Genomic DNA, 22,857 nt, shown 5'->3' on the forward strand with positions numbered 1-22,857 from the left:
CTATCTTGGCGACTATTAAAATACAAATTACTGGCATGACTTGCGTAAATTGTGCAAATGCTATTGAGAAAAATGTTGCAAAAATAAAGGGCGTTATTAGCTCAAAAGTTAGTTTTGCTGACTGTTCTGGCGTGTTTGAAGTGCAAAATGATGATGATATAAGCAAAATAAAAGACAAAATAAAAAAGCTAGGTTTTGGCGTGGTAAATAACTATGACGAGCTAGAAGCCGCTCAAAACAAAAATGCTATAAATTTAAAAAACAGACTTATCATCTCTGCCATTTTAAGTGTCATCATAATGGTTTTTGAGATGAATTCTTACGAGACTTTATATAAATCCTTAGCACTTTTTATCTTAACTAGCATAGTTATATTTTACTGCGGATTTGACTTTTTCAAGCATGCTATGAAGTCTATAAAAAATTCAAATTATGATATGAACGTTTTGATCACGCTTGGCGTAAGTGCTGCTTATATCTACTCTATTTTTGCGTTTTGCTTTTCAAATTTAATGCCTGAAGCGATGAAATATCTGTATTTTAGTAGCTGTTCTATGATAATCACGTTTGTACTTTTGGGTAAATTTTTAGAAGAAAGATCAAAAAAAAGTGCAAGAAACTATATAAAAGCGCTTATGGATTTAAGCCCAAAATCTGCTTTGGTACTTCAAAAAGACGGCACTACCGCTCCTATTTTAGTTAATGATTTAAAATTAGGCGATATCGTAGTGGTAAAAAGCGGTTATGCATTGCCGTGTGATGGAGTGATCATAAGCGGTGGAGCGGAGATAGACGCGTCTATGCTAAGTGGTGAAAGTATGCCGGTGTTTAAAAGCGTCGGTGATAGCGTAAATGCTGGCACCTTAAATACAAATGGCTACATAAATATCAAAGTTACAAAGCTTAGCGGGGATTCACTCATCTCTGTTATTTTAGAGCTTCTTTTAGAAGCTAGCACTAAAAAAATGCCTATAGCAAGGTTAGCCGATAAAGTAGCAAATATTTTCGTGCCTTTAGTAGTTTTCATAGCTCTTGGCACTTTTGCCTTATGGAGTTTGTGCGGTGAGCCTTTTAATGGTATTTTAGCTGCAGTTAGTGTTTTGATCATCTCTTGCCCTTGCGCTTTAGGGCTTGCTACGCCTATAGCTATCGTAGTTGGAATTTCTCAAAGTGCAAAAAATGGTATCATTATCAAAAATCCGCAAATTTTAGAGATCTTAGGAGATGCAAAATACGCTGTTTTTGACAAAACGGGCACTCTTACTAAAGGTCAAATTTCAGTCGTAAGCTCGAATTTAGATGATGAAAGCCTAAAAATAGTCGCAAACGCTGCAAATTTAAGTGAACATCCAGTATCAAAGGCTATCAGCGAATTTGCCAAAGAGTATATAGATAAAAATGTTATTTACGCTTATGAAAATATCCCTGGAATGGGTATCAGCGCAGAACATTCAGAGATTCTTATAGGCAATGAAAAACTACTAAATTCATTTAATGTATTTTTAGATAGTGAGCAAAAAGAGAGTATTCAAAAAGTTTTAGATAGCGGACTTGGAGTTGTGCTTGTTGCTCTTGGCTTTAAATACACAGGTTTTATCGCTATAAGCGATACTTTAAAAGATGACGCTTTACAGGCGATCAGTGCGGTTAAGAGTTTTGGTGTAACTCCTATCATGCTTACAGGAGACAATGAAAAGATCGCGAAGATAGTCGCAAAAGAGCTGGGTATTGATGAGGTTATAGCAGGCGTTTTACCGAGCAAAAAATTTGAAGTTATAGAGAATTTAAAAAAAGAAGGCATTGTCATCTTTGTAGGTGATGGTATAAATGACGCTCTTGCTTTAAAATCAGCCGATATAGGCATAGCAATGAGTAGTGGTAGTGATATAGCAAAAGACGCAGGCGACATCGTTCTTATTAAAAACGATCTTTCGAGCGTTGCTTATAGCCTTTATTTGGCAAAACGCAATATGAAAACTATCAAACAAAATTTAGTCTGGGCGTTTGTATATAACATTGTCTGTATACCAGTTGCTGCTGGAGTTTTATATCCCGTTTTTGGACTTCTTTTAAATCCGATGTACGCGGCTTTAGCGATGAGTATAAGCTCGTTTAGCGTAGTTTTAAACTCTTTAAGGCTAAAATTTGTTAAAAATGTTTTTGAGCATTGAAGCTAAAGATGGCTTAAGTACGCAATTTAAGCTATATTGTGTATAATTTTAGTTTTAAAATTTAAAAAAAGGTTGTTTATGAAAGTTGCACAAGCGTATTCTATAATGGCTCTCATTTTTGCAAATAATTTTAGAGTTGCGATCAGTGATGAAAATTTAAAAAAATTAAATATCAACTGGCTTATAAAAACTGAAAATGAAGAAAACAAAAAAGGACATACGTTTTTAGCTAACGCCTTGCAAACTTGCGATAGTGTTAGCATAGCAAACGATCTTGCCAACTTTAAAGGCGCTTGTGATCTTAAATTTTTTAAGCGTATCACAGAAGAAAAAGTAGAAAATTTTTATAAATCCATAAATTTCAACAAGCCTTTTAGCGACCTAAAAGCTTCACATATCTCAAATATGCTAGCTCTGCTCTGTGTGATATTTAAAAGTGACGTAAATGATAAAACACACGCTATTTTAGGGCTTTACTTGAGCGAGTATCTACTTCCTAGTCTTATGCTTTTTGGTAAATTTATAAGATACAATGCTAAAACCGACTATTATAGAGCGTTTGGGGAGTTTTTGATAGACTACTGTAAAATCATAAAAAAATCTCTTGGACTAAAGGCTACACTTGACTGATCTAAATTCTTGGAATCTAATCTATAGTAAAATAGATCCAGTAGCTTTTAAGCTTTTTGGTCTTAGTGTGCATTGGTACGGTATAATGTATGTTTTGGCTCTTGTGGTCGCTCTTTTAATGGCGAAGTATTTTGCTAAAAAAGATAGTCTTGGTATCTCAAACTCACTTCTTGATAATTACTTTTTTTGGGTGGAGATTGGCGTGATCTTAGGTGCAAGACTTGGTTATATACTTATATACGATTCAAATACTAGCTATTATCTTCTTCATCCTTGGCAAATTTTCAACCCTTTCGCAAATGGTGAGTTTGTTGGGATTCGCGGTATGAGTTATCATGGAGCTGTTGTAGGATTTATACTTGCTACTTTAATGTTTTGTAAAAGATACAAGCAAAATTTATGGATGCTTTTAGACCTTGTGGCGCTATCTGTTCCTCTTGGCTACTTTTTTGGACGTATCGGAAACTTTTTAAATCAAGAGTTGTTTGGTAGGGTTACTAATGAGCCTTGGGCTATTATGGTAGCAGGCAGTCTTCGTCATCCTAGTCAGCTTTATGAAGCTGTTTTGGAAGGATTGGTGCTTTTTGTTATACTATTTATCTATAGAAAATATAAGAAATTTGATGGCGAACTGATAGCTATGTATGCTATGCTCTATACTTTAGCTAGATTTTTATGTGAGTTTTTTAGAGAGCCGGATTTTGGTATAGGATTTGTAGCTTTTGGTATGAGTATGGGACAAATTTTATCGATTTGTATGTTTGCTTTTGGCTTTATAGTTTATATAAATTTAAAGAAAAAGAGACTAAAAAAATAGCCAAAACTTATCAACATATTAATAAATTTAAATAATAAAACTAAATAAATTTAAAAGACTATATTTTGTATTAGTTTGATATTTAAAGCTTAGTTTAAAATAACCGCCTAGCAAAATACGCTAAGAGCGTGTTTTAGTTATCTTTAGATATTTAAACTAAATATAGTTTTAATCTTAAAAAAAGATTTTGTAGAGTATAATTTTAGCCGGTTCAAAATTTTCCAAAAGGGGAGCTTATGAATAAGCAAATCGAAGGGTTTCTTGGTATAGGCGAGGGCGGTAGAAAAAGCAGAATACCTGCTAGACTCGACCTTATTCAAAGTGGAACGGGACTAATTCTCGGACTATTTATGTGGCTACATATGCTTTTTGTCGCTACTATATTGATTAGTCAAAGTGCATTTGATTCTATTGTGCATTTATTAGAGCTAAGATTTATTTCTGATTCACCATTTATGAGTTATATCACTAGTTTTCTAGCAGCCTGTGTGTTAATAATATTTTTTGTTCATGCTGCTTTAGGTATGAGAAAAATGCCTATAAACTTTAGACAATGGCAAATTTATCGTGCTCATACTGCAAGAATGAAACACGAAGATACAACGCTTTGGTGGGTACAAGCTTGCACAGGTTTTATTATGTTTTTCCTTGGTTCTGCGCACCTTATCATCATCGTAACAAATGCCGATAAGATAAGTGCTGATTTAAGCGCTCAAAGAGTATTTAGTCACTTTATGTGGTTATTTTATCTTGTTTTACTTTTTGCGGTTGAGCTTCACGGAAGTATCGGATTGTACAGACTTTGCGTAAAATGGGGCTGGTTTGAGGGAAAAGATGCAAAAGAATCTCGCAAAAAGCTTAAAAAAGCAAAATGGTTTTTGAGCATATTCTTCTTAGTTCTCGGGTTGCTTAGCTTAGCTGCTTTCTTAAAAATAGGTTATAACAATTACGCGACTGGAGACTGGAAAACAGCTCAAGTTTTGCAGATAAATAGCGACGGAGTAAGAGTATGAATGTAAAATATTATGATGCATTAGTAATAGGCGGTGGTTTAGCTGGTCTTAGAGCGGCAGTTGCTGCTGGAGAAAAAGGACTTAGTACGGTAGTTTTAAGTCTTTGTCCTGTAAAAAGAAGTCACTCAGCAGCAGCGCAAGGCGGTATGCAAGCAAGTCTTGGTAACTCAAAAATGAGTGAGGGCGATAATGAAGACGTTCACTTTGCAGATACTGTAAAAGGTAGCGACTGGGGTTGCGATCAAGAAGTAGCTAGAATGTTTGTTCAAACTGCTCCAAAAGCTATACGTGAGCTAGCAAGCTGGGGCGTGCCTTGGACTCGTATAACAAAAGGTAAAAGAAGCGCTATCATAAACGCACAAAAAACAACTATAGATGAAAAAGAAGAAGTCCACGGACTTATCCATAGTCGTGACTTTGGTGGTACGAAAAAATGGAGAACATGCTTTACTGCTGATGCTACTGGACATACAATGTTATTTGGCGTTGCAAATGAAGCTTTAAAACACAATGTTGAAGTTCATGATAGAAAAGAAGCTATAGCTCTTATCCACGAAAATAACCGTTGTTATGGCGCTATAGTTCGTGATCTTGTGACAGGAGAGATAACTGCTTATGTCGCAAAAGGAACTCTTATAGCAACAGGCGGTTATGGTAGAATTTATAAACATACTACAAACGCAGTCATCTGCGAGGGTATCGGCGCTGCTATCGCTCTTGAAACAGGTGTAGCAAAACTAGGAAATATGGAAGCAGTTCAGTTCCACCCAACTCCTATCGTACCATCTGGTATCCTTTTAACTGAAGGTTGTAGAGGCGATGGCGGACTACTAAGAGATGTCGATGGATATCGCTTTATGCCTGATTATGAGCCTGAGAAAAAAGAACTTGCTAGCCGTGATGTTGTTAGCCGTCGTATAATGGAACACATCAGAAACGGTAAAGGCGTAAAAAGCCCTTATGGTGAACACGTATGGTTGGATATCAGTATACTTGGACGTGAACATATCGAGAAAAACTTACGTGACGTTCAAGAAATTTGCCAAATTTTCAACGGTATAGATCCTGCTGATGAAGGTCCAAAAGGCTGGGCTCCGATCCTTCCTATGCAACACTACTCTATGGGCGGTATCCGCGTAAAACCAACTGGTGAGAGCCAAACTCTAAAAGGTCTATTTAGTTGTGGCGAAGCAGCTTGCTGGGATATGCACGGATTTAACAGACTTGGTGGAAACAGCGTTGCAGAGACTGTAGTTAGCGGTATGATAGTTGGTGATTATTTTGCTGATTATTGTCAAAATAACGAAGTCGATATCAAAACCCAAACTTTGGAAAAATTTGTAAATAAAACAGAAAGCTATCTAAAAGAGCTTTTAAATAAAGACGGAAAATATAACGTATTTGAGATAAAAAACAAAATGAAAGATATAATGTGGGAACACGTTGCTATCTTTAGAACAGGCGATGGACTTGCAAAAGCTGTAAAAGAGCTTGAAGAGCTTTACAAAGAATCAACAAACGTAAAACTAAGCAACAAAGAGCTATTTGGCAATCCTGAGCTTGAAGAAGCTTACCGTGTTCCTATGATGCTTAAACTTGCGCTTTGTGTTGCTTATGGAGCGCTTCTTAGAACTGAGAGTCGTGGTGCACACTATAGAGAAGACTATCCAAAACGTGATGATCTTAACTGGTGTAAAAGAACTCTTACAAGCTGGAAAGAGGGCGACACTATGCCAACAGTCGAGTATGAAGAGCTTGATATCATGAAAATGGAGATGCCACCAGCATTCCGTGGATACGGCGCAAAAGGCAATATCATAGAAAATCCATTATCGGCAAAACGTCAAGAAGAAGTAGATAGCCTAAGAGCAAAACTAGAAGCCGAGGGAAAATCAAGACATGAGATCCAAGAGGCTCTTATGCATTATGAGCTTCAACCAAAATATAAAGCATTAAATGAAAGAGCAGGAATTGGCTATGAGTAGGAAAATAAAAATAAGAGCATTTAAGTACAATCCGCTAAGCAAAGTCAGCAAACCGCACTTTGCTGAGTATGAGCTAGAAGAAACAGATGGTATGACGCTTTTCATCGCGCTTAACCAAATCAGAGAAAAATTTGATCCGGGTCTTAGCTTTGACTTTGTATGTCGTGCAGGTATCTGCGGAAGCTGCGGTATGGTCGTAAACGGTCGCCCTCAGTTAGCTTGTAGAACTCTTACTAAAGACTATCCGAGCGGCGTTATAGAGCTTATGCCTTTACCTGCGTTTAAGTTACTAAAAGATCTTAGTGTCGATACTGGTAACTGGATGAACGATATGAGTAAAAGAGTAGAGAGCTGGATACATACAAACAAAGAAACCGATATCAGCAAAATGGAAGAAAAAGTAGATCCTGAAGCTGCTCAAGAGACATTCGAGCTTGATCGTTGTATCGAGTGTGGTATCTGCGTAGCGAGCTGTGGAACTGCACTTATGAGACCGGATTTTATCGGTGCAGTGGGACTTAACCGCGTAGCTAGATTTAAAGTAGATCCGCTAGATAACAGAAGCGATGAAGACTTCTATGAGCTAGTAGGCGATGACAACGGCGTATTTGGTTGTATGAGCTTACTAGGTTGTGAAGACAACTGTCCTAAACACCTTCCGTTACAAAGCAAGATAGCGTATATGAGACGCAAACTAGCAACCGTAAAATAGTTTTATCACAAGGTCGGAGCTTTTCCGACCTTATACTTTGCCTTGCAGATATCAAATTCATTACCAAACTACTCACTATATCTTATAAAATAGTATAAATTTAGTTATTTTGTATATTTAAATAGTCATTTCTTAAAAATTATCCTATACTAAAACATATCTACATCAAGGATCTACTATGAATACTCCTAAATATATCTGGGGGGGGGTACTACTATTTACGCTTAAAACCTTTTGCATTTCTTTTAAGTCTAACAGCTATAAATGCTATAGCAGGAGAAACTATCACGTATCCAGGAGCTACTCTTACCAATGTTCTTGGCAAGGCTAATTCACTAGCTCCTAGTGCTACTAGCTTCTCAGAAAACAGTGTAACTGTAAATAGTGGCGATATAAGCGGATATGTCTTAGGTGGCTACTCAGCTACAAGTGACAACGTAGAAAACAACAAGATATATATATATCACAGGCGGAACTATGAATGGTTTGATTTACGGCGGTATTAGTCAATCAGGTAACGCAAATTCAAACACCATAAACATCTCAGGAAATCCTACTTTTGGAGTAACTACTATACTTTATGGTGGAAGTTCAGATGTCGATAACTTTACAGGCAATACTCTAAACATTCGCATTAAAGATATAAAAGTAAAGAATATAAAAAACTTTGAGTTTATAAATTTATATCTACCAAATGATATCAAAGCAAACGATACGATTTTAAAAGTAAATGATACTATAACCTTTGGTGGTTCTAACACCAAACTGAACGTATCTGCACCTAATAGCATAAACTCAAATTTCAATATAGGAGATAGTATAACTCTTATATCTAGTGCGACCTCTATAGATACTTCAAAACTAACTATATCTAATACCAGTTTTCAAGCAAGTTCTTTAGCTCATATCTATAACTTTGATATAACTAGTGAAGCTCAAGCTATCAATGCTACACTAAACACTAAAGCAGACAATCCTGCTCAAAAAGCATTATCCGAGCCTAGCATAGGAAGCTTAGCTTTTATAAATCAAGCAAGTGATTTAACTGCTGGATTTGGTATGGATGCTATGGTAAATTCTCAAGCAAATTTAAATAGCAGTATGAATTCAAATAACTCAAACGATAACAATACAAACTCAAACAACCTAGCTTCTTTTTCCGCTCTTAACATAAGTGATATAAGAAGCAACTTAGGAAGCCATGTAGATACTAAAGGAGTTAGTATCTTAGTAGGTATCAGTAAGAGTATAGATGAAGAGTTTATCTATGGTATGTTTGTAGAGCTTGGTAAAGGTAACTATGATAGTTATAATAGCTTTAATACAAGTAGTGTTCACGGTAGTGGAGATAGCAAATACTATGGATTTGGTCTTATGTCAAAGCTGGACTTCAAAGATAGCTATTACTTTGAAAATAGCTTTAGAGTAGGGCAGATAAAGAGTGATTACGAAAGTGAGGGATTTGATCTAAACTCAAATCCAAGCTTTGATTCTAAAAAGATGTATTATGGTGCTCACTTAGGAGTAGGTAATATAATAAAACTAAACACTATATCAAATTTAGATATCTATACAAAGATACTCTATACTAGAACAAGTAGTGAAAATATAAATATAGATAGTAATGATTTTAAATTTGCAAGTGTGAATTCTATCAGATCAAAAACAAGAGCAAGATATAACTATGAGTTAAACCAAAACTCAAATTTATATGCTGGGATCGCTTATGAGTATGAGTTCGACTCTAAAGTAAAAGCTAAAAACTTAAGTACTAACTATGATATAGATGCTCCAACTCTTAAGGGAAGTACTGGCATACTAGAAGTAGGATACAAAGTACTAAATACTAAAGGATTTAATATAGACTTAAATCTTCAAGGCTTAAGCGGTAAAAAAGAAGGAGTCAGTGGAGGTATAGGTGTAGAGTGGAGGTTGTGAAAGACCAAATAAATTTAAAAGATAAAAAGAAGAGATAAATTTAAAAAGGGTTTTAACCCTTTTTAAATGGTCGATTTTGAGCTTTAAATTTATCTATTATGGCTCAAAAAGTTTAACAACAAATCATTTTATCTTATCTATATCAAGCTTTATGGATTCATTATCTATCTGTTTTATACCTTTATCCAAAACATTTTTTGCTATGACTTTTGCTTCATCTAAAGAGTGCATAGAGCATGTTCCGCACTGATAAATGTTTAGTTCTGGTATATCGCTTTGAGAGGCTACACCTAAAATGTCTTTCATAGACTCTTCCCAAGCAACGGCTACTTTTTGCCAGCTAGGCACACCGATAACACTCATATAAAATCCTGTTCTACAGCCCATAGGAGATATATCTATGATCTCTGTTTTATCATCGTTTAGATGCTCTCTCATAAATCCTGCAAACAGATGCTCAAGCGTATGAGTACCGCGCTCACTCATTATCTCTATATTAGGCTTGCAAAATCTCAAGTCAAACACACTTATCTCATCGCCTTTTGGTGTTTTCATCGTCTTTGCTAAACGAACACCAGGAGCGTCCATAATCGTATGATCTACTTTAAAACTATCTAAAAGTGGCATTTTCTATCCTTTTTTAAAATATTATAGCAAATTTACTAAAATAAATTTAAAAAAGATACAACGCTCATAAATCCGCTACCTTCTAAAACTATAAACGCTATGGCAAAAACGGCTAGTATCTTAGCGCCAAGTGAGCTATAAGTCGTTTTTTGCGTAGAGTTTTTGAAATATATTGAAGTAATTATTTTTAGATAATAATACACAGAAATTATCGTATTTGCGATACCTAGTATTGCTAGATAAGTAGCAGAGCTCGTCACTGCGCTACCAAATATAAAAACTTTACCTAAAAATCCGACGGTATAAGGAAAACCTATAAAAGATAAAGACGCTACAACAAGAGCAAAACTCTCTAATGGATGAGTCTTGTAAAGACCGCCCAAGTCGCAAATTTTAACGTTTTGATCTTTAAATACAGCGTTTAAGATAGCAAAAGCAAACGCTACTACGATAGCGTAAGTACCTAGATAAAAAAATGCTGGATATAGTGAAATTTCAAAATTTACAGAGGCTAAATTTATAAATATATATCCGCTATGTACGATACTTGCCGTTATAAGTATCTTTTTAACGTTTTGTTCTTTTAAGGTTAAAAAGTTACCTACAAACATACTTAAAATCGCCAAGATTGCAAAAAGATTTTGTAAAAATGCTATATTTTGAGTTTGATATAAAAAGCAAAATTTGATCAAAATAGCAAATGAAGCCAGTTTAAAAGCAGACGCTAGATATCCGCTTAAATTTGTTCTCGCTCCAAAATACACGTCGATGCTCCAACGATAAAATCCAAATATCGCTATCTTAAAAAACATCATAGACAAGACTAAGATAGTACCGATAAGCGCTAAATAACTAGAGTCTAAACGAGCGGCTATCTTTTCGTACTGAGTTGAGCCTACCGTGCCAAATATAAAAGCCGTCCCAAGTAGATAAAAAGCCCCCATAAATGATGAAAGTACGAAGTATTTAAAAGCCGATTCTACGCTTTTTTGACTCGAATCCATCGCTATGAGTGCGTATAAGGCTATGGAAGCGACTTCTAAAAATATCAAAGTAAGTATGAGCTCTGTGCTAAGACTCATCGCCATTAATCCAAAAGTAGCTAAATTTGATAGTACCATAAACTCTTGTTTGTAATACCTTTCATCGTCGCTAAATTTGCTTGAAAAGAGAAATATTAGAGTAAGAACGCAGAGTATTACGCACAAGCCAAAGCTAAATTTATCTAAAGAGATGAAGCCTACTAGTAAATTTGGTAGTCCGGTATCATCGAAACTATCTCTAACTATAAAAAAAGAAGCTAGAGTAATGATCCAAAAAAAGATATTTAAATTTATAGAAGCCTTTTTAGATATGTTTGTTACACATAAAAATATATTTATCAAGATTATTATCAAAGATAGGATAAAAGGTGCTAGCTGGATCATTTTTGCTCCTTTAAGTATGGTTTTACAAACTGTTCATAGTGCGCTTGCATAGTAGGTTCTATCTTTGAGATAAACGGTTTTGAGTAAAGTCCTAAAACAAAGATCATAACTATAGGCGCTAAAAATGCGATGATCTGCTTTTTGCTTAGATCTCTAAATACCGCAGTCGTTTCATTTACGCTTTGTAAGATAGCTTTACGATAGACGATGAACATATAAACGGCACTTATGATGATAGAAGTGGTTGCTATCACACCATAAAGTAAATTTGACTTGAAAAGTCCAAAAATGATAAGAAGCTCTCCTATAAAGCCTATGGTTCCTGGTAGTCCTACGCTTGAGATCATAGCTATGGCAAAAAATAGTGCAAAGATCGGCGCTTTTATCGCTATGCCCCCTAGCTTATCTACGTTTCTAGTTAGTAGCTCTTTACTTATGAGTCCTACTAGTAAAAACATAATTCCGCTTGTGATAGCGTGAGCGATAACTTGATACATCGAGCCTACAAAACCCTCTACATCCAAAGAGAAAACTCCGGCCATAATAAGTCCTAAGTGTGAAGTAGAAGCGTAAGCAAGGATCGTTTTAAAATCTTTGGTTTTTATAGCAGCTACGCCAAAATACAGCATCGAAAATAGCCCTAAACCTACAAAAATCCAAGCAAAATTTGAATATGAAAAGCTAAATAGTGGCAATACAAAACGAAGTATCGCGAAAATAGCGACTTTTGATGCGATAACCGATAGCATAAACGTAGCGGTGGTAGGTGACTTCGTATAAGCATCTTTTAGCCATCCATGAAACGGAAATAGTGGAACTTTGATAGCAAAAGCAAGCATAAAGCAAAAAAACAGGGTTGCTTCTATGCTAGGTGTAAAGTTTGTTTTGACTAGATCATTAAGGGCAAAACTGAAAAACCCAAACTCTTTAAAATGAGCAACGCCTATATAGATGATAGCATAAAGCATAATCATAGAGCCAAATATGGCGTAGTATATCATATCCATAGCAGCTACATTTCTATCTTCTTTTTTACCATAAATTCCTATAAAGATAAATATCGGTATAAGCATCATTTCCCAGCCTGCATAAAAAAAGATAAGATCAGTAGCGCTAATAACTGCTAAAAATGCAGATTCCATAAATAATAAATTCGCCCAGTATCCTTTTTTATCAAAATCTACTAAAAAAAATAGCGGTGGAAACGCACAAGAAACTATAAGTAGTATAAGTAAATTTATACCGTCGATACCAACGCCGTAGTTTATACCATAAATATTTACTATATTAAAGTTATCTACAAACTGCATACCGCCGTTTGGAATGAAATTTAAAAAAATATAAAATCCAAGAGCAAGTATAGTTAAGCTAGTCACAAACGCTAGCGTTTTGCCGAATTTGTCATTGCAAAATAACACTATAAAAAGTCCTATGATAAGTGGTAAAAATATCATAAAACTAAGTATATGAGAAAGTATAACTTCTATCATAGATCAACCTTTATATAAATGACGATGATGCAGATCCATAAAACCATATAAAACGCGTAGCTATTTGTAAGTCCGGTTTGTGTAAATTTGGTGTAGATCTTGCTTGTAAATTTAAATGCTAAAGCTAAATTTAAAACGGCGCTATAAAACGCTTTATCTAATACTCCTGTGATAAATTTACTAGCACTAGCAAAAGTACGCACAAAGAGCGCATCATAAATCTCGTCGATATAAAATTTATTTGCGACTATGATTTCAAATTTACTCTCTTGCTCGTTTTTATTTTCATAGTAAAAGAACTTTTTATACGCTATAAAAATTCCCAAAAATGACACACTTAAGCTAATAACTCCTGCTATGATCTCTGCCATAAGGCTAACGTGAGGTAGCTCAAGAGCTAGCATAAGCACTCCACCAAAGAGCGCCAAAAAAGATAAAACAATATTTACGAAAGTCATAATAGACGGCACTTTATGTGCTTTAGGTGCTACATTTTTAGAGTAAAATACCAAGAAAAATAGTCTAAAAACGTAATACGAAGTTAGCCCAGCTACAAAAAGCAAGATTGCGCCTATAAGATAATGTCCTGATAAAAAGGCGTTTAGTATAATGGCGTCTTTTGAGAAAAATCCAGAAAATGGGAAAATTCCGCTTATTGCAAGAGAGCCGATAAGTATAGGATAAAATAAAACCCTATTTTTACGTAAAGAGCCCATTTTAAATATATTTTGTTCGTGATGAAGCGCGATGATAACCGAACCAGCCCCTAAAAATAAAAGCGCTTTGAAAAATCCGTGAGTAAAAAGGTGAAATAGTGATGCACCACTAGCATAGCTAAGGGCTGCAAACATATATCCTAGTTGGCTCATAGTCGAGTATGCTAGAATTTTTTTGATATCGGTTGCTTTTGTAGCTATCACGGCTGCAAAAAGTGCGCTAAAAACACCGATGAGTGCTAAAACTTCTAAAACACTACTTAAATTCTCATATAAAAAGTCAAAACGTATAACCATATAAACGCCAGCAGTTACCATAGTAGCTGCGTGAATTAGAGCCGATATCGGAGTTGGTCCAGCCATCGCGTCAGGTAGCCAAGTGTAAAGAGGAATTTGTGCTGATTTTGCTAAAGCTCCACAGATGAAGCAAGATCCGATAAATATAGCTAAATTCGGTGATATCAAAGATATGTTTGATGCTAAACTATCATAGTCAAATCCACTTATTCCAACAGCTATATATAAAGTGACTAGTCCTATTACAAAGCCGAAGTCTCCTATGCGGTTTAGTATAAAAGCTTTATTTCCAGCTTTTACGTTATCTTTTCCATCAAAATAAAAAGATATAAGCAAGTATGAACAAACGCCTACGCCTTCCCAACCGACAAACATAAAAATAGGAGAGTTGGCTAAAACTAGCACGAGCATACTTCCTAAAAATAGATTCACATAAGAAAAGAACTTACCAAATCCAGGATCTTTATCCATATATCCTATAGAATAAAAATGTATAAGAGTGGCTAAAAAAAGCACGAAAAAGCCCATAATAACGCTAAGCTTATCAAGATAAAATCCTATATTTATCTCAAAACTGCCTGCGCTTATCCAGTTAAATACGCTTAAATTTACTGATTTACTAGCTCCGCCATCAAATAAAATAATACCCATACAAATTAAGCTGATCAAAGGTGCGCTCATACCAAGAGCTGCAAATGTATTTTGCGTGATTTTTAAATTTACTCTATTTAAATAAGCTATGCCTAATACTGCACTACCGATAAACGGAGCTAAAACTACGATATTAATTAGCATCGTTATCCTTTAATTCGTTGTAATTTTCTATATTTAGATTGCGTTTTTGCTTATACATCAAAACGATAAGAGCTAAACCAAAACTAGCTTCAGCTGCGGCTATAGCTATGATAAGTAAAACGATGACTTGCCCATCAAGATTTAAATTTGCTCTAGCAAAAGCAGCAAAGATGAGTGCGACTGCATTTAGCATAAGTTCAACTGACATAAAAATAGTAAAGATATTTTTTCTAAGAACTACCCCAAGCATTCCTATAAAAAATAGTATCAAAGCAACTAATAGATATAGATCAAGCATCGTTTTTACCTTTTAAGATAGTTACTACTGCGATGAGAGCTGCAGTTAGTAAGACCGATATAGCTTCAAAACTAAGTGCCCAATTTGAAAATAGATAAAAACCAAGCGGTTTTATCTCTCCAAAACCATCGTTTGCTACTTCTAATTCAGGGTTTAAGCCTAAAACTAAACTAGCAAATATCGCAAATAAAATTACGATAGGCATCGCAAGAAGTAATGATTTTTTAGAAAATCTTTTTATCAAAAAGTCGCTTTTGATGTTGAAAAACATCACGACAAAAATGCTTAAGACCATAATAGCTCCTGCATATACGACGATTTGTATCAAGAACAGCGTTTTTGCGTTTAGTAAAAGATAAAGTCCTGCTATGCAAACAAGAGTAACTATAAGGCTTAAAGCACTATGGATAGGAGCTTTGAAAAATAGCAGACCAAGGCTACTTACAATAGCTAGTAAAGAGAAATTTATAAATAAAAATAGCTCCATTAAAAATCTCCTTGTTTTGTGTTTGCTAAAGTGACTATATCGACTATAAATGAGTTTCTATCATTTCCTACTTTTGTGAAAATTCCGCTATCCATTCTTATGGCATCTTTTGGACAAGCCTCTACACAAAGTCCGCAATATACGCACTCTAGCAAGTCTATATCAAATTTAATAGGCTCTTTTTCTTTTGAATTTGGTATCTCATGGGCTTCTATAAATATGCAGTTTGACGGACAAGCAGTGGCACACATATCACAAGCTACACATTTTAAAGCTCCTTTTTCATCTTTTAGCAATCTGTGAAGTCCTCTGTATCTAGGCGTTATATCAGAAGGTCTTTGCTCGGGATATTCTAAAAACTCTATGTTTTTACTATTTAGTAAATTCTTAAAAAAATGGCTAAGCGTTCTAGCCATACCGATAAAAATATATGGTAGATAAAGTCTTTGTAAAAGCGGCATTTTCTTTCGTTCTATTTTTTTGATTTTAATTGCCATAAGTCACCACCAATGCAGTTATAATGATATTTAAAATGGCTAGTGGCATAAGCTTTTCCCAGCCAAGGTGTCCGATTTGATCATATCTAAATCTAGGTATGCTCCACCTAACCACGATAAATAAAAATAACACTATGAGAGTTTTTATACTAAATACGCTCATATCTACTACTAAAGCTAAAAATTTGCTACCTTGCGTAGTTAGCCCACTGTTATAAAGATAAAAGCAGATCGCGTCTATAAGAATTACCGTAATAAGCGTGGATATGAGATAAAATTTATTTTCTCTTTTTCGTTTATCATAAGTGGTTTTGTATCTTGTAACGTTATTTTTATACGTCCAAAAGATAAATACCGCTCCAAATAAACTAATAAAAACAGCTATCCCTAAAAGAACTATCTCATAGTTTTGCGCTAAATCTGAAGTGCTTAGATAAGGCAAAGAGTATCCGCCAAAAAATATCGTAACTATAAGCGCACTCATAGCGGTCATTGCTATGTATTCGGCCATAAAAAACATAGCAAAGCTCATCGCGCTATACTCAAGATGATACCCAGCTACTATCTCGCTTTCTCCTTCTGCTAAGTCAAATGGAGCTCTGTTTGTTTCGGCAAATGCACATACTATAAAGATGATAGCGGCTAGTGGCTGAATAAATATGCCCCACGCAGGAAGCCCTAAAAAAGAGCCTTGTTGATATGATACGAAGTCGTTTAAATTTATAGAGCTGTATGTTATCATCATACTAACTACTGCAAGTCCCATAGGAATTTCATAGCTTATAACCCCAGAAGCAGCTCTTAGAGAGCCAAGGAGCGAGTATTTGTTATTTGATGCAAAGCCAGCTAACATTATGCCATATACGCTTAATGAAGCAACGCCAAGGTACCATAGCATTCCGCCATCAAACGCAACTGCTTGCATTATGTGTTTTACGCCACTTATCGTATAATAATCAGAAAATGGCACTACTGCAATGCTAAGAACACTCATCAAAAATAGCACCATAGGGGCTAGTACAAATAGAAATTTAGATCTAATTCCTTTTGGCGTAAAATCCTCTTTTATGGCTAGTTTAAGGGCGTCGGCTAAAGCTTGAACTATACCACCTAGTCTGATGCCTGCAATACTAGCTCTATTTGGCCCTGGTCTGTCTTGAATGAAAGCAGAGATTTTTCTTTCAAGTAGTACTAAGATCGGTATCAATAATAGTACGAATGATAGTATAAAAACAATCCTAAAAATGGTTAGCCCAATCTCACTCATTTAAAAGCCTTTTTATGTCAAATTTAAAACTTTTATCGCAAATTTTAGCTATGATCTCTTCAATGCAAGGAGCCAAAGGTAAAAATGCTGCTTTAGTGCTTCTTAAAATACCGTCTTTATTTATAGTGTGGCCGTTTCTATGATACGCGCTAGCACAAAGCACATCAGCATCTGCTTTTTGGCTTACCGTGATTATATTTTGAATGTTTAGTTTTATAGGAATTCCTAGATTGAAAACTATAACGTTGTCTTTTAAGGCTTCTAAATTCGTACTTATGCCGAAGTATTCTAAGCCTTTTTTATTTGGAGTTTTATTTGGCGATCTAAGGTTTAGCATATTTCCTTTATCATCAAAACTCTCATCAAAAAAATCATCATATCCATAAATGTTTGCACCAAATTCATTTGCAAACTCACGCGCCGCGTACATCTCTTCTAAAGATAGCGCAGAAGTGACAACAACGTCGAATTTAGCTCTGTTTTGCTCTGCAAAAGATTTTAAATTTAACAGAGCTTTCTCATTTGTATCTTTAAAAAACGGTTGTTCATCTTTATATAAATACCTTCCATAATCGCAGATAAAATGCCCATTTACTTCTTTGTCAAAGCGTGGTCTAAAGCGGTAGATTTTGTGATCTTCGTATTTTTCTTTATGAGAGTCTATGTAGATAGCACATCCTTTTTCGCATCCTTGACAGATAGCCTCGCTAATTTTTAGATGCCAAACACGTTTTTTAAATCTAAAATCACCTGAAGTCATAGCGCCGACAGGGCAGATATCGACGATATTTCCTGCGTAAGGATTGTCTATCTTTCTATCATCAAATAAGCTGATGTGGCTATGTTCTCCACGTCCAGCCACGCCAAGTTCATAAGTTTTAGTGCAAATTTGAGTGAATTTTACACAACGTCTGCATAAAACGCAACGCTCACTATCGTGGATAACCAAGCAGCCAAAGTCCTGTTTTTTAGCTTTTTGTACTTTATCTACAAGCTTTACTTTTGAGTCTTGTTTATCGAATTTCATATAGTATTCTTGCAAGGCACATTCGCCGGCTTGATCGCAGACTGGGCAGTCAAGTGGGTGGTTTATAAACTCAAGTTCTAAAAGTCCTCTTTGAACTTTTCTTGTAAGATCACTATTTATCTTTATTTCCATACCTGCAGTTATAGGCATATCGCAAGCTATTTGCGGACGTTTTTGACCGACGACTTCGATAAGACACATTCTACAGTTTCCACTCACTCCTAAAGCTTCGTGGTAGCAAAAGTGAGGAATTTCGATACCGTACTTTTTAAGCTCCGTTATTAGATTGCCTTTTTCATCTACGCTAAGAGTTTTGCCATCAACAATTATATCAACCATTTTCAGTCTTTCTTAAGATATCGTATAAATTCATCTTCAAATTTAGTTATAAAGCCTATTATCACGTCTTTTACAGCCGGTGCAAATACGCATATAGTCTTACCATCAAGCATAAAACATATATCTTTTAACGTTTGCAAGTCTTTTAAACTGCCTTTGCCATCAACTATCTTTTTTACAACTCTATAAGCCCAGCCGCACCCCTCTCTACATGGTGTGCATTGTCCGCAGCTCTCTTCTGTGTAAAACTCGAGTAAATTTAAAAGTGTTTTTGGCATATCTGTTTTATCGTCAAAAACTATCATTCCCCCAGTTCCCAAAGAGCTTTTAAAATCTTTTAAACTTTCATAGTCTAAAGTGGCTTTTAAAACTTCGTCTTTTGTGAGTACTGCGGCACTTGAGCCACCTGGAATGACTGCTTTAAGATCTCTGTTTTTCCATACTCCGCCACCAAATTCGTTTATAAAATCGATCATTTTAGTGCCAAACGCAGCTTCTTTTACGCAAGGTGTATTTACGCAGCCGCTTATCTGAAATAGCAAAGTTCCTGGCGATTTTTCCGTACCTACGCTCCTATAAGCTTCCCAACCGTTTTTTACTATAAAAGGTACGCTTGCTATGGTTTCTACGTTATTTACAACACAAGGCGAACCAAATAAAAAATCAGGCTCGCTTTTGTCGTGTGGTTTAAGCCTTGGATGACCTCTTTTGCCTTCAATTGACTCTAAAAGTGCTGTTTTTTCACCGCAGATATACGCCCCAGCGCCTTTATAAACTATTATCTCAAGTCCATTTAACTCGGCTTTTGCTTCATTTATAGCATTTTTTAACGAGTTATATTCTCTTTCATACTCGCCTCTAATATAGACATAAGCTATATTTGCACCAAGCGCGTAAGCAGAAATTATAATGCCTTCGATCAGCAAGTGAGGATCTAAATTTAGTATATATTTATCCTTGCAAGTTCCTGGTTCGCTTTCATCGCCGTTTATCACAAGGTAACATTTTTTGGCTTCTGTTTTTTTGGCGTAGGCGATCATATTTTTCCATTTTACACCACAACTTCCACCACCACCACCTTTACCTCTAAGTCCGCTTTTATCGATAGCTTCTACTATAAATTCTCTATCTAAATTCAAGTATTTTTCAAGTTCTAAGTACGCACCGTTTGCTTTTGCTACTTCTATTTTATGAGCGTCTTTTATAGAAAATCTTGCGCTTACTACTTGCATTCTTTTGTCCTTAAATTTTCTATCAGATTTGCGACTTTATCTTCATCTAAAGTATCTATTTGCTCTAAATTGCAAAGCATACAAGGAGCTTTTTCGCAGTATCCAAGACATTCAGTCTCTTCAAGACTAAAAAGTCCGTCTTTGGTAGTTTCTCCAAGTTTTATACCAAGTAAGCTTTCGCAAAGCTTGATAAGCTCATCGCTTCCTCTTAATTTACAGCTTATAGTTCTACAAAATTTGAGCTCAAATTTACCCTTTGGCTTGTCATTTAACATAGCAAAAAAGCTAATGGCTTCTTTAAAAAAGATAGCTCTTATACCTAGCGTTTTTTCTAGGTATTTTACGTCTAAATCATCTATAAATCCATTTTTGCGTTGCACCATCCAAAGAGCTGGAAGAACAAGAGCTCTTTTATCATCTACTTTATTTTTAAGCTCATTTATGCTACGTAACTCTTCATCGCTAAATTTAAAATTCATCTATCTAGCTCCCCTGCTATGATATTTAGGCTACCAAGATTTAGTATGCTATCTGCTATCAAAGAGCCCTCTACCATTTTTGAAAATGCGTTTAGTGCGTAAAAACAAGGCGGTCTGAGCTTTAGTCTATATGGTTTTGTCTCGCCACTACTTAGTATAAAAAATCCAAGCTCTCCGTTTGCGCCTTCACTCGCACTATAATAATGACCACTAGGCAATTTTATACCGTCAAATACAAGTTTAAAGTGATTTATAAGTCCTTCTATACTTCCATAAACTTGATCTTTGGGCGGCAATACAATATCTTTGTCTTTTATGTTTATATCACCGTTTGGTATTAAATTTATAGCTTGTCTTATGATAGATATACTCTCTTTCATCTCAAAAAATCTTACAAACATCCTATCATAGATGTCGCCGCAGCTTCCTACTGGAACGCTGAAGTCAAAACTATCATAAAAATAGTACGGTTTATCTTTACGTAAGTCATATGGAACTCCACTAGCTCTTAAATTTGGTCCGCTAAAGCCGTAGCTTAGAGCGTCAGCTTTACTTATTTTACAAATTCCCTGTGTTCTATCTAAAAATATACGGTTTTTTTCTATGAGAGTTAGAGTATCATCAAGCCCTTTTTCGACGTCTATCAGGTGGGCTTTTAGCTCATCTTTCCAACCTTCATAAAAATCATTTGCCATACCGCCTATTCTTGCAAACGAGTTTGTAAATCTAGCTCCTGTTAGCTTTGAAAGGAAGTTGTAAATTTTCTCACGAGGATTATAAAGATACCAGTAATTTGTAAGCCCACCCATATCCACAAACATAGCAGCCAAACAGACTTCGTGGTCGATTATCCTAGCAAGCTCCCCTAAGATCACGCGCATAAATTTAGTGCGATTTGTTATTTCTACGCCTAAAATTTCTTCTACCGCTTTTGCGTAGCCTACGTTATTTAGTAGAGCTGAGCAGTAGTTTAAGCGATCGGTATATGGGATGATCCCAGCGTAAGTATGATGTTCACAAGACTTTTCAAATCCACGGTGTAAATAGCCTATCTCGCTTACGCAAGAAACGATCTTTTCACCATCAAGTGCGACAAAATTTCTAATAGTTCCGTGAGTTGCTGGGTGAGATGGCCCGATGTTTAAAAATGTATATTTTGTTTTAAATTCATCATTTTCTTCGCTTGCAAGATTATTTCTTTTGAGCTCAAGCTTCATCTCATCAACAAGATCATCGCTAGTATGTAAAACTTGATAAGCATCTATAGGATAGTCTTTTCTTAGCGGATGACCGATGAACTCTTTGTGATTTAGTATGCGTTTTAAGTTTGGATGCCCATTAAATATCACGCCAAACTGGTCAAAACACTCTCTCTCAGCCCAATTTGCGCTCTTATAAATGCTTTGTACGCTTTGTACGCTATCATCAGTATCTACCCAAATGCAAAGTTTTTTGGCGTTTAAACTTCTAAAGATATAATAAACGCTAAATCTTTTTGTTTTATTTAAATTTAGATTATCAACGCCGACTATGTCAAGAAGTATCTCGAATTTAAGCGTTTCTTTTATAAATTTTACGGCACTTAGGAGATCTTCTTTGTCTATCTTTATGCTAAGAAGCGAGTTATCATTACAGGTTTCTAAGACTTTAAATTTAGAAGAAAATTCATCAAACATCTAGTATTCCTTTAAAATCTTTATGCCTATCTCTTATGGACTCTTTGGATATTTTTTCTTGTATAGCTAGAAGCGCATCTATGATAGCCTCAGGACGCGGTGGACAGCCACTTATATAAACATCTACTGGGATTATTTTGTCTATTCCTTGAAGTGTTGTATAGTTATCGTAAAATCCACCACTACAAGCACAAGCTCCCATACTTACAACCCATTTTGGTTCGCACATTTGATCGTAAATTTCTTTTAAGATCGGTGCTTGTTTAAACGAGATCGTTCCTGCAACTAGCATTAAGTCGGCTTGTCTTGGAGAAAATCTTATGACTTCAGCACCAAAACGAGATAGATCGTGCCTTGAAGATACAGTACTCATAAACTCTATAGCGCAACACGCGGTTCCAAAAACCATAGGCCAAAGCGAGTTTTTACGCCCCCAGTTAAATAGCTCATCGACTCTTGTAAGTAAGACGTCATTTTTGATCAGATTTTCTATTCCCATTTTAAGATCTTCTTTTTATAAACGTAAAATAATCCAACAAGCAAAATACCCATAAATATAAACATTTCAATAAGTCCAAAAACACCTAAGTCTCTTAAATTCAGAGCCCACGGATACATAAATACCGCTTCTATGTCAAAGATGACAAAAATAATCGCGACAAGATAGTACTTGACGTTTATGCTTGAGTTGATGCCACCATAAATATTTACTATACCGCTTTCATAGCTTCTATTTTTGGATTTTCCATCCACTTTAGGACCTATCTTTTTTGTAAAAGCAAGTCCGGCTATCAAAGCTAGAATAATAAAAATATAAAGATAAAGACTCAAAAAAAGATCACTATCCAAATTTATATCCTTTGCTTAAGTATTTTGGTGGAAATATTACTATGATTTTACATAATATTGTCTTTTGGGGTTAAATTAGTTTTAAGGT

Annotated in this window: 21 protein-coding genes; 7 read left to right on the forward strand and 14 right to left on the reverse strand. The window is 35.4% G+C overall.

All coding sequences use genetic code 11. From position 1 onward, the window contains the following. Positions 1-5: 5 nt before the first annotated feature. The 7 genes from CHHT_RS02135 to CHHT_RS02165 all read left to right on the forward strand — a co-directional run bounded on the left by CHHT_RS02135 (position 6) and on the right by CHHT_RS02165 (position 9,266). Positions 6-2,171 carry a heavy metal translocating P-type ATPase gene (locus CHHT_RS02135; protein ID WP_370510315.1) on the forward strand — a complete coding sequence of 722 codons (2,166 nt, stop codon included), beginning with the start codon at positions 6-8 and terminating at the stop codon, positions 2,169-2,171. A gap of 78 nt (positions 2,172-2,249) precedes the next feature. Further along, complete coding sequence (locus tag CHHT_RS02140; RefSeq protein WP_034962202.1) at positions 2,250-2,801, forward strand: hypothetical protein; 552 nt, start codon at positions 2,250-2,252, stop codon at positions 2,799-2,801. Beyond that, positions 2,794-3,618 carry a prolipoprotein diacylglyceryl transferase gene (gene lgt, locus CHHT_RS02145; protein WP_034962200.1) on the forward strand — a complete coding sequence of 275 codons (825 nt, stop codon included), beginning with the start codon at positions 2,794-2,796 and terminating at the stop codon, positions 3,616-3,618. Before CHHT_RS02140 ends, lgt begins: the two co-directional genes overlap by 8 nt. A 236-nt stretch (positions 3,619-3,854) precedes the next feature. Next, positions 3,855-4,631, forward strand: a complete 777-nt coding sequence (locus tag CHHT_RS02150; protein ID WP_034962198.1) for a fumarate reductase cytochrome b subunit — start codon at positions 3,855-3,857, stop codon at positions 4,629-4,631. Beyond that, a complete protein-coding gene (locus CHHT_RS02155; RefSeq protein ID WP_034962196.1) occupies positions 4,628-6,616 on the forward strand; it encodes a fumarate reductase flavoprotein subunit in 1,989 nt (662 codons plus the stop codon). Before CHHT_RS02150 ends, CHHT_RS02155 begins: the two co-directional genes overlap by 4 nt. Further along, positions 6,609-7,328 (forward strand): fumarate reductase iron-sulfur subunit, encoded by a 720-nt coding sequence (locus CHHT_RS02160; protein WP_034962575.1) that lies wholly within the window; start codon positions 6,609-6,611, stop codon positions 7,326-7,328. The genes CHHT_RS02155 and CHHT_RS02160 overlap by 8 nt, the downstream gene beginning before the upstream one ends. Positions 7,329-7,805: 477 nt before the next feature. Beyond that, on the forward strand, positions 7,806-9,266 hold the full coding sequence (locus CHHT_RS02165) for an autotransporter outer membrane beta-barrel domain-containing protein (RefSeq protein WP_064019646.1): 1,461 nt from the start codon (positions 7,806-7,808) through the stop codon (positions 9,264-9,266). Positions 9,267-9,389: 123 nt separating this feature from the next. Here the strand turns inward: CHHT_RS02165 and luxS are convergent, their stop codons facing one another. Genes luxS through CHHT_RS02235 form a run of 14 tightly spaced genes read right to left on the reverse strand, consistent with a single transcriptional unit; the run spans position 9,390 to position 22,769 of the window. Then, positions 9,390-9,893: an S-ribosylhomocysteine lyase gene (gene luxS / locus CHHT_RS02170; RefSeq protein WP_034963420.1), complete on the reverse strand. Its 504-nt coding sequence runs from the start codon at positions 9,891-9,893 to the stop codon at positions 9,390-9,392. Between the two features lie 35 nt (positions 9,894-9,928). Further along, a complete protein-coding gene (locus tag CHHT_RS02175; RefSeq protein ID WP_034963422.1) occupies positions 9,929-11,320 on the reverse strand; it encodes an NADH-quinone oxidoreductase subunit N in 1,392 nt (463 codons plus the stop codon). Continuing rightward, positions 11,317-12,810 (reverse strand): complex I subunit 4 family protein, encoded by a 1,494-nt coding sequence (locus tag CHHT_RS02180; RefSeq protein WP_051663787.1) that lies wholly within the window; start codon positions 12,808-12,810, stop codon positions 11,317-11,319. The genes CHHT_RS02175 and CHHT_RS02180 overlap by 4 nt, the downstream gene beginning before the upstream one ends. After that, positions 12,807-14,618, reverse strand: a complete 1,812-nt coding sequence (gene nuoL, locus CHHT_RS02185) for an NADH-quinone oxidoreductase subunit L (protein WP_034963424.1) — start codon at positions 14,616-14,618, stop codon at positions 12,807-12,809. The genes CHHT_RS02180 and nuoL overlap by 4 nt, the downstream gene beginning before the upstream one ends. Further along, complete coding sequence (nuoK, locus tag CHHT_RS02190; protein ID WP_034963426.1) at positions 14,608-14,916, reverse strand: NADH-quinone oxidoreductase subunit NuoK; 309 nt, start codon at positions 14,914-14,916, stop codon at positions 14,608-14,610. The genes nuoL and nuoK overlap by 11 nt, the downstream gene beginning before the upstream one ends. Beyond that, entirely contained in the window at positions 14,909-15,403 is a 495-nt protein-coding gene (locus CHHT_RS02195; RefSeq protein ID WP_034963428.1) for an NADH-quinone oxidoreductase subunit J family protein, read from the reverse strand. The genes nuoK and CHHT_RS02195 overlap by 8 nt, the downstream gene beginning before the upstream one ends. Beyond that, complete coding sequence (locus tag CHHT_RS02200; RefSeq protein ID WP_111948078.1) at positions 15,403-15,900, reverse strand: NuoI/complex I 23 kDa subunit family protein; 498 nt, start codon at positions 15,898-15,900, stop codon at positions 15,403-15,405. The genes CHHT_RS02195 and CHHT_RS02200 overlap by 1 nt, the downstream gene beginning before the upstream one ends. Beyond that, a complete protein-coding gene (locus CHHT_RS02205) occupies positions 15,890-17,167 on the reverse strand; it encodes a complex I subunit 1/NuoH family protein (RefSeq protein WP_034963430.1) in 1,278 nt (425 codons plus the stop codon). Before CHHT_RS02205 ends, CHHT_RS02200 begins: the two co-directional genes overlap by 11 nt. Continuing rightward, positions 17,160-18,533 (reverse strand): 2Fe-2S iron-sulfur cluster-binding protein, encoded by a 1,374-nt coding sequence (locus CHHT_RS02210; RefSeq protein WP_034963432.1) that lies wholly within the window; start codon positions 18,531-18,533, stop codon positions 17,160-17,162. Before CHHT_RS02210 ends, CHHT_RS02205 begins: the two co-directional genes overlap by 8 nt. A 2-nt stretch (positions 18,534-18,535) precedes the next feature. Continuing rightward, positions 18,536-19,765, reverse strand: a complete 1,230-nt coding sequence (nuoF, locus tag CHHT_RS02215; protein WP_034963434.1) for an NADH-quinone oxidoreductase subunit NuoF — start codon at positions 19,763-19,765, stop codon at positions 18,536-18,538. Continuing rightward, positions 19,756-20,244: an NADH-quinone oxidoreductase subunit NuoE family protein gene (locus CHHT_RS02220; protein ID WP_034963436.1), complete on the reverse strand. Its 489-nt coding sequence runs from the start codon at positions 20,242-20,244 to the stop codon at positions 19,756-19,758. The genes nuoF and CHHT_RS02220 overlap by 10 nt, the downstream gene beginning before the upstream one ends. After that, on the reverse strand, positions 20,241-21,920 hold the full coding sequence (locus tag CHHT_RS02225; RefSeq protein ID WP_034963439.1) for an NADH-quinone oxidoreductase subunit D: 1,680 nt from the start codon (positions 21,918-21,920) through the stop codon (positions 20,241-20,243). The genes CHHT_RS02220 and CHHT_RS02225 overlap by 4 nt, the downstream gene beginning before the upstream one ends. Continuing rightward, complete coding sequence (locus CHHT_RS02230) at positions 21,913-22,419, reverse strand: NADH-quinone oxidoreductase subunit B (RefSeq protein WP_034963440.1); 507 nt, start codon at positions 22,417-22,419, stop codon at positions 21,913-21,915. The genes CHHT_RS02225 and CHHT_RS02230 overlap by 8 nt, the downstream gene beginning before the upstream one ends. After that, on the reverse strand, positions 22,410-22,769 hold the full coding sequence (locus CHHT_RS02235) for an NADH-quinone oxidoreductase subunit A (protein WP_034963442.1): 360 nt from the start codon (positions 22,767-22,769) through the stop codon (positions 22,410-22,412). The genes CHHT_RS02230 and CHHT_RS02235 overlap by 10 nt, the downstream gene beginning before the upstream one ends. Between the last annotated feature and the right edge of the window lie 88 nt (positions 22,770-22,857).

The organism is Campylobacter hyointestinalis subsp. hyointestinalis, from assembly GCF_013372145.1.
GTDB classification, from domain to species: Bacteria; Campylobacterota; Campylobacteria; order Campylobacterales; family Campylobacteraceae; genus Campylobacter; species Campylobacter hyointestinalis.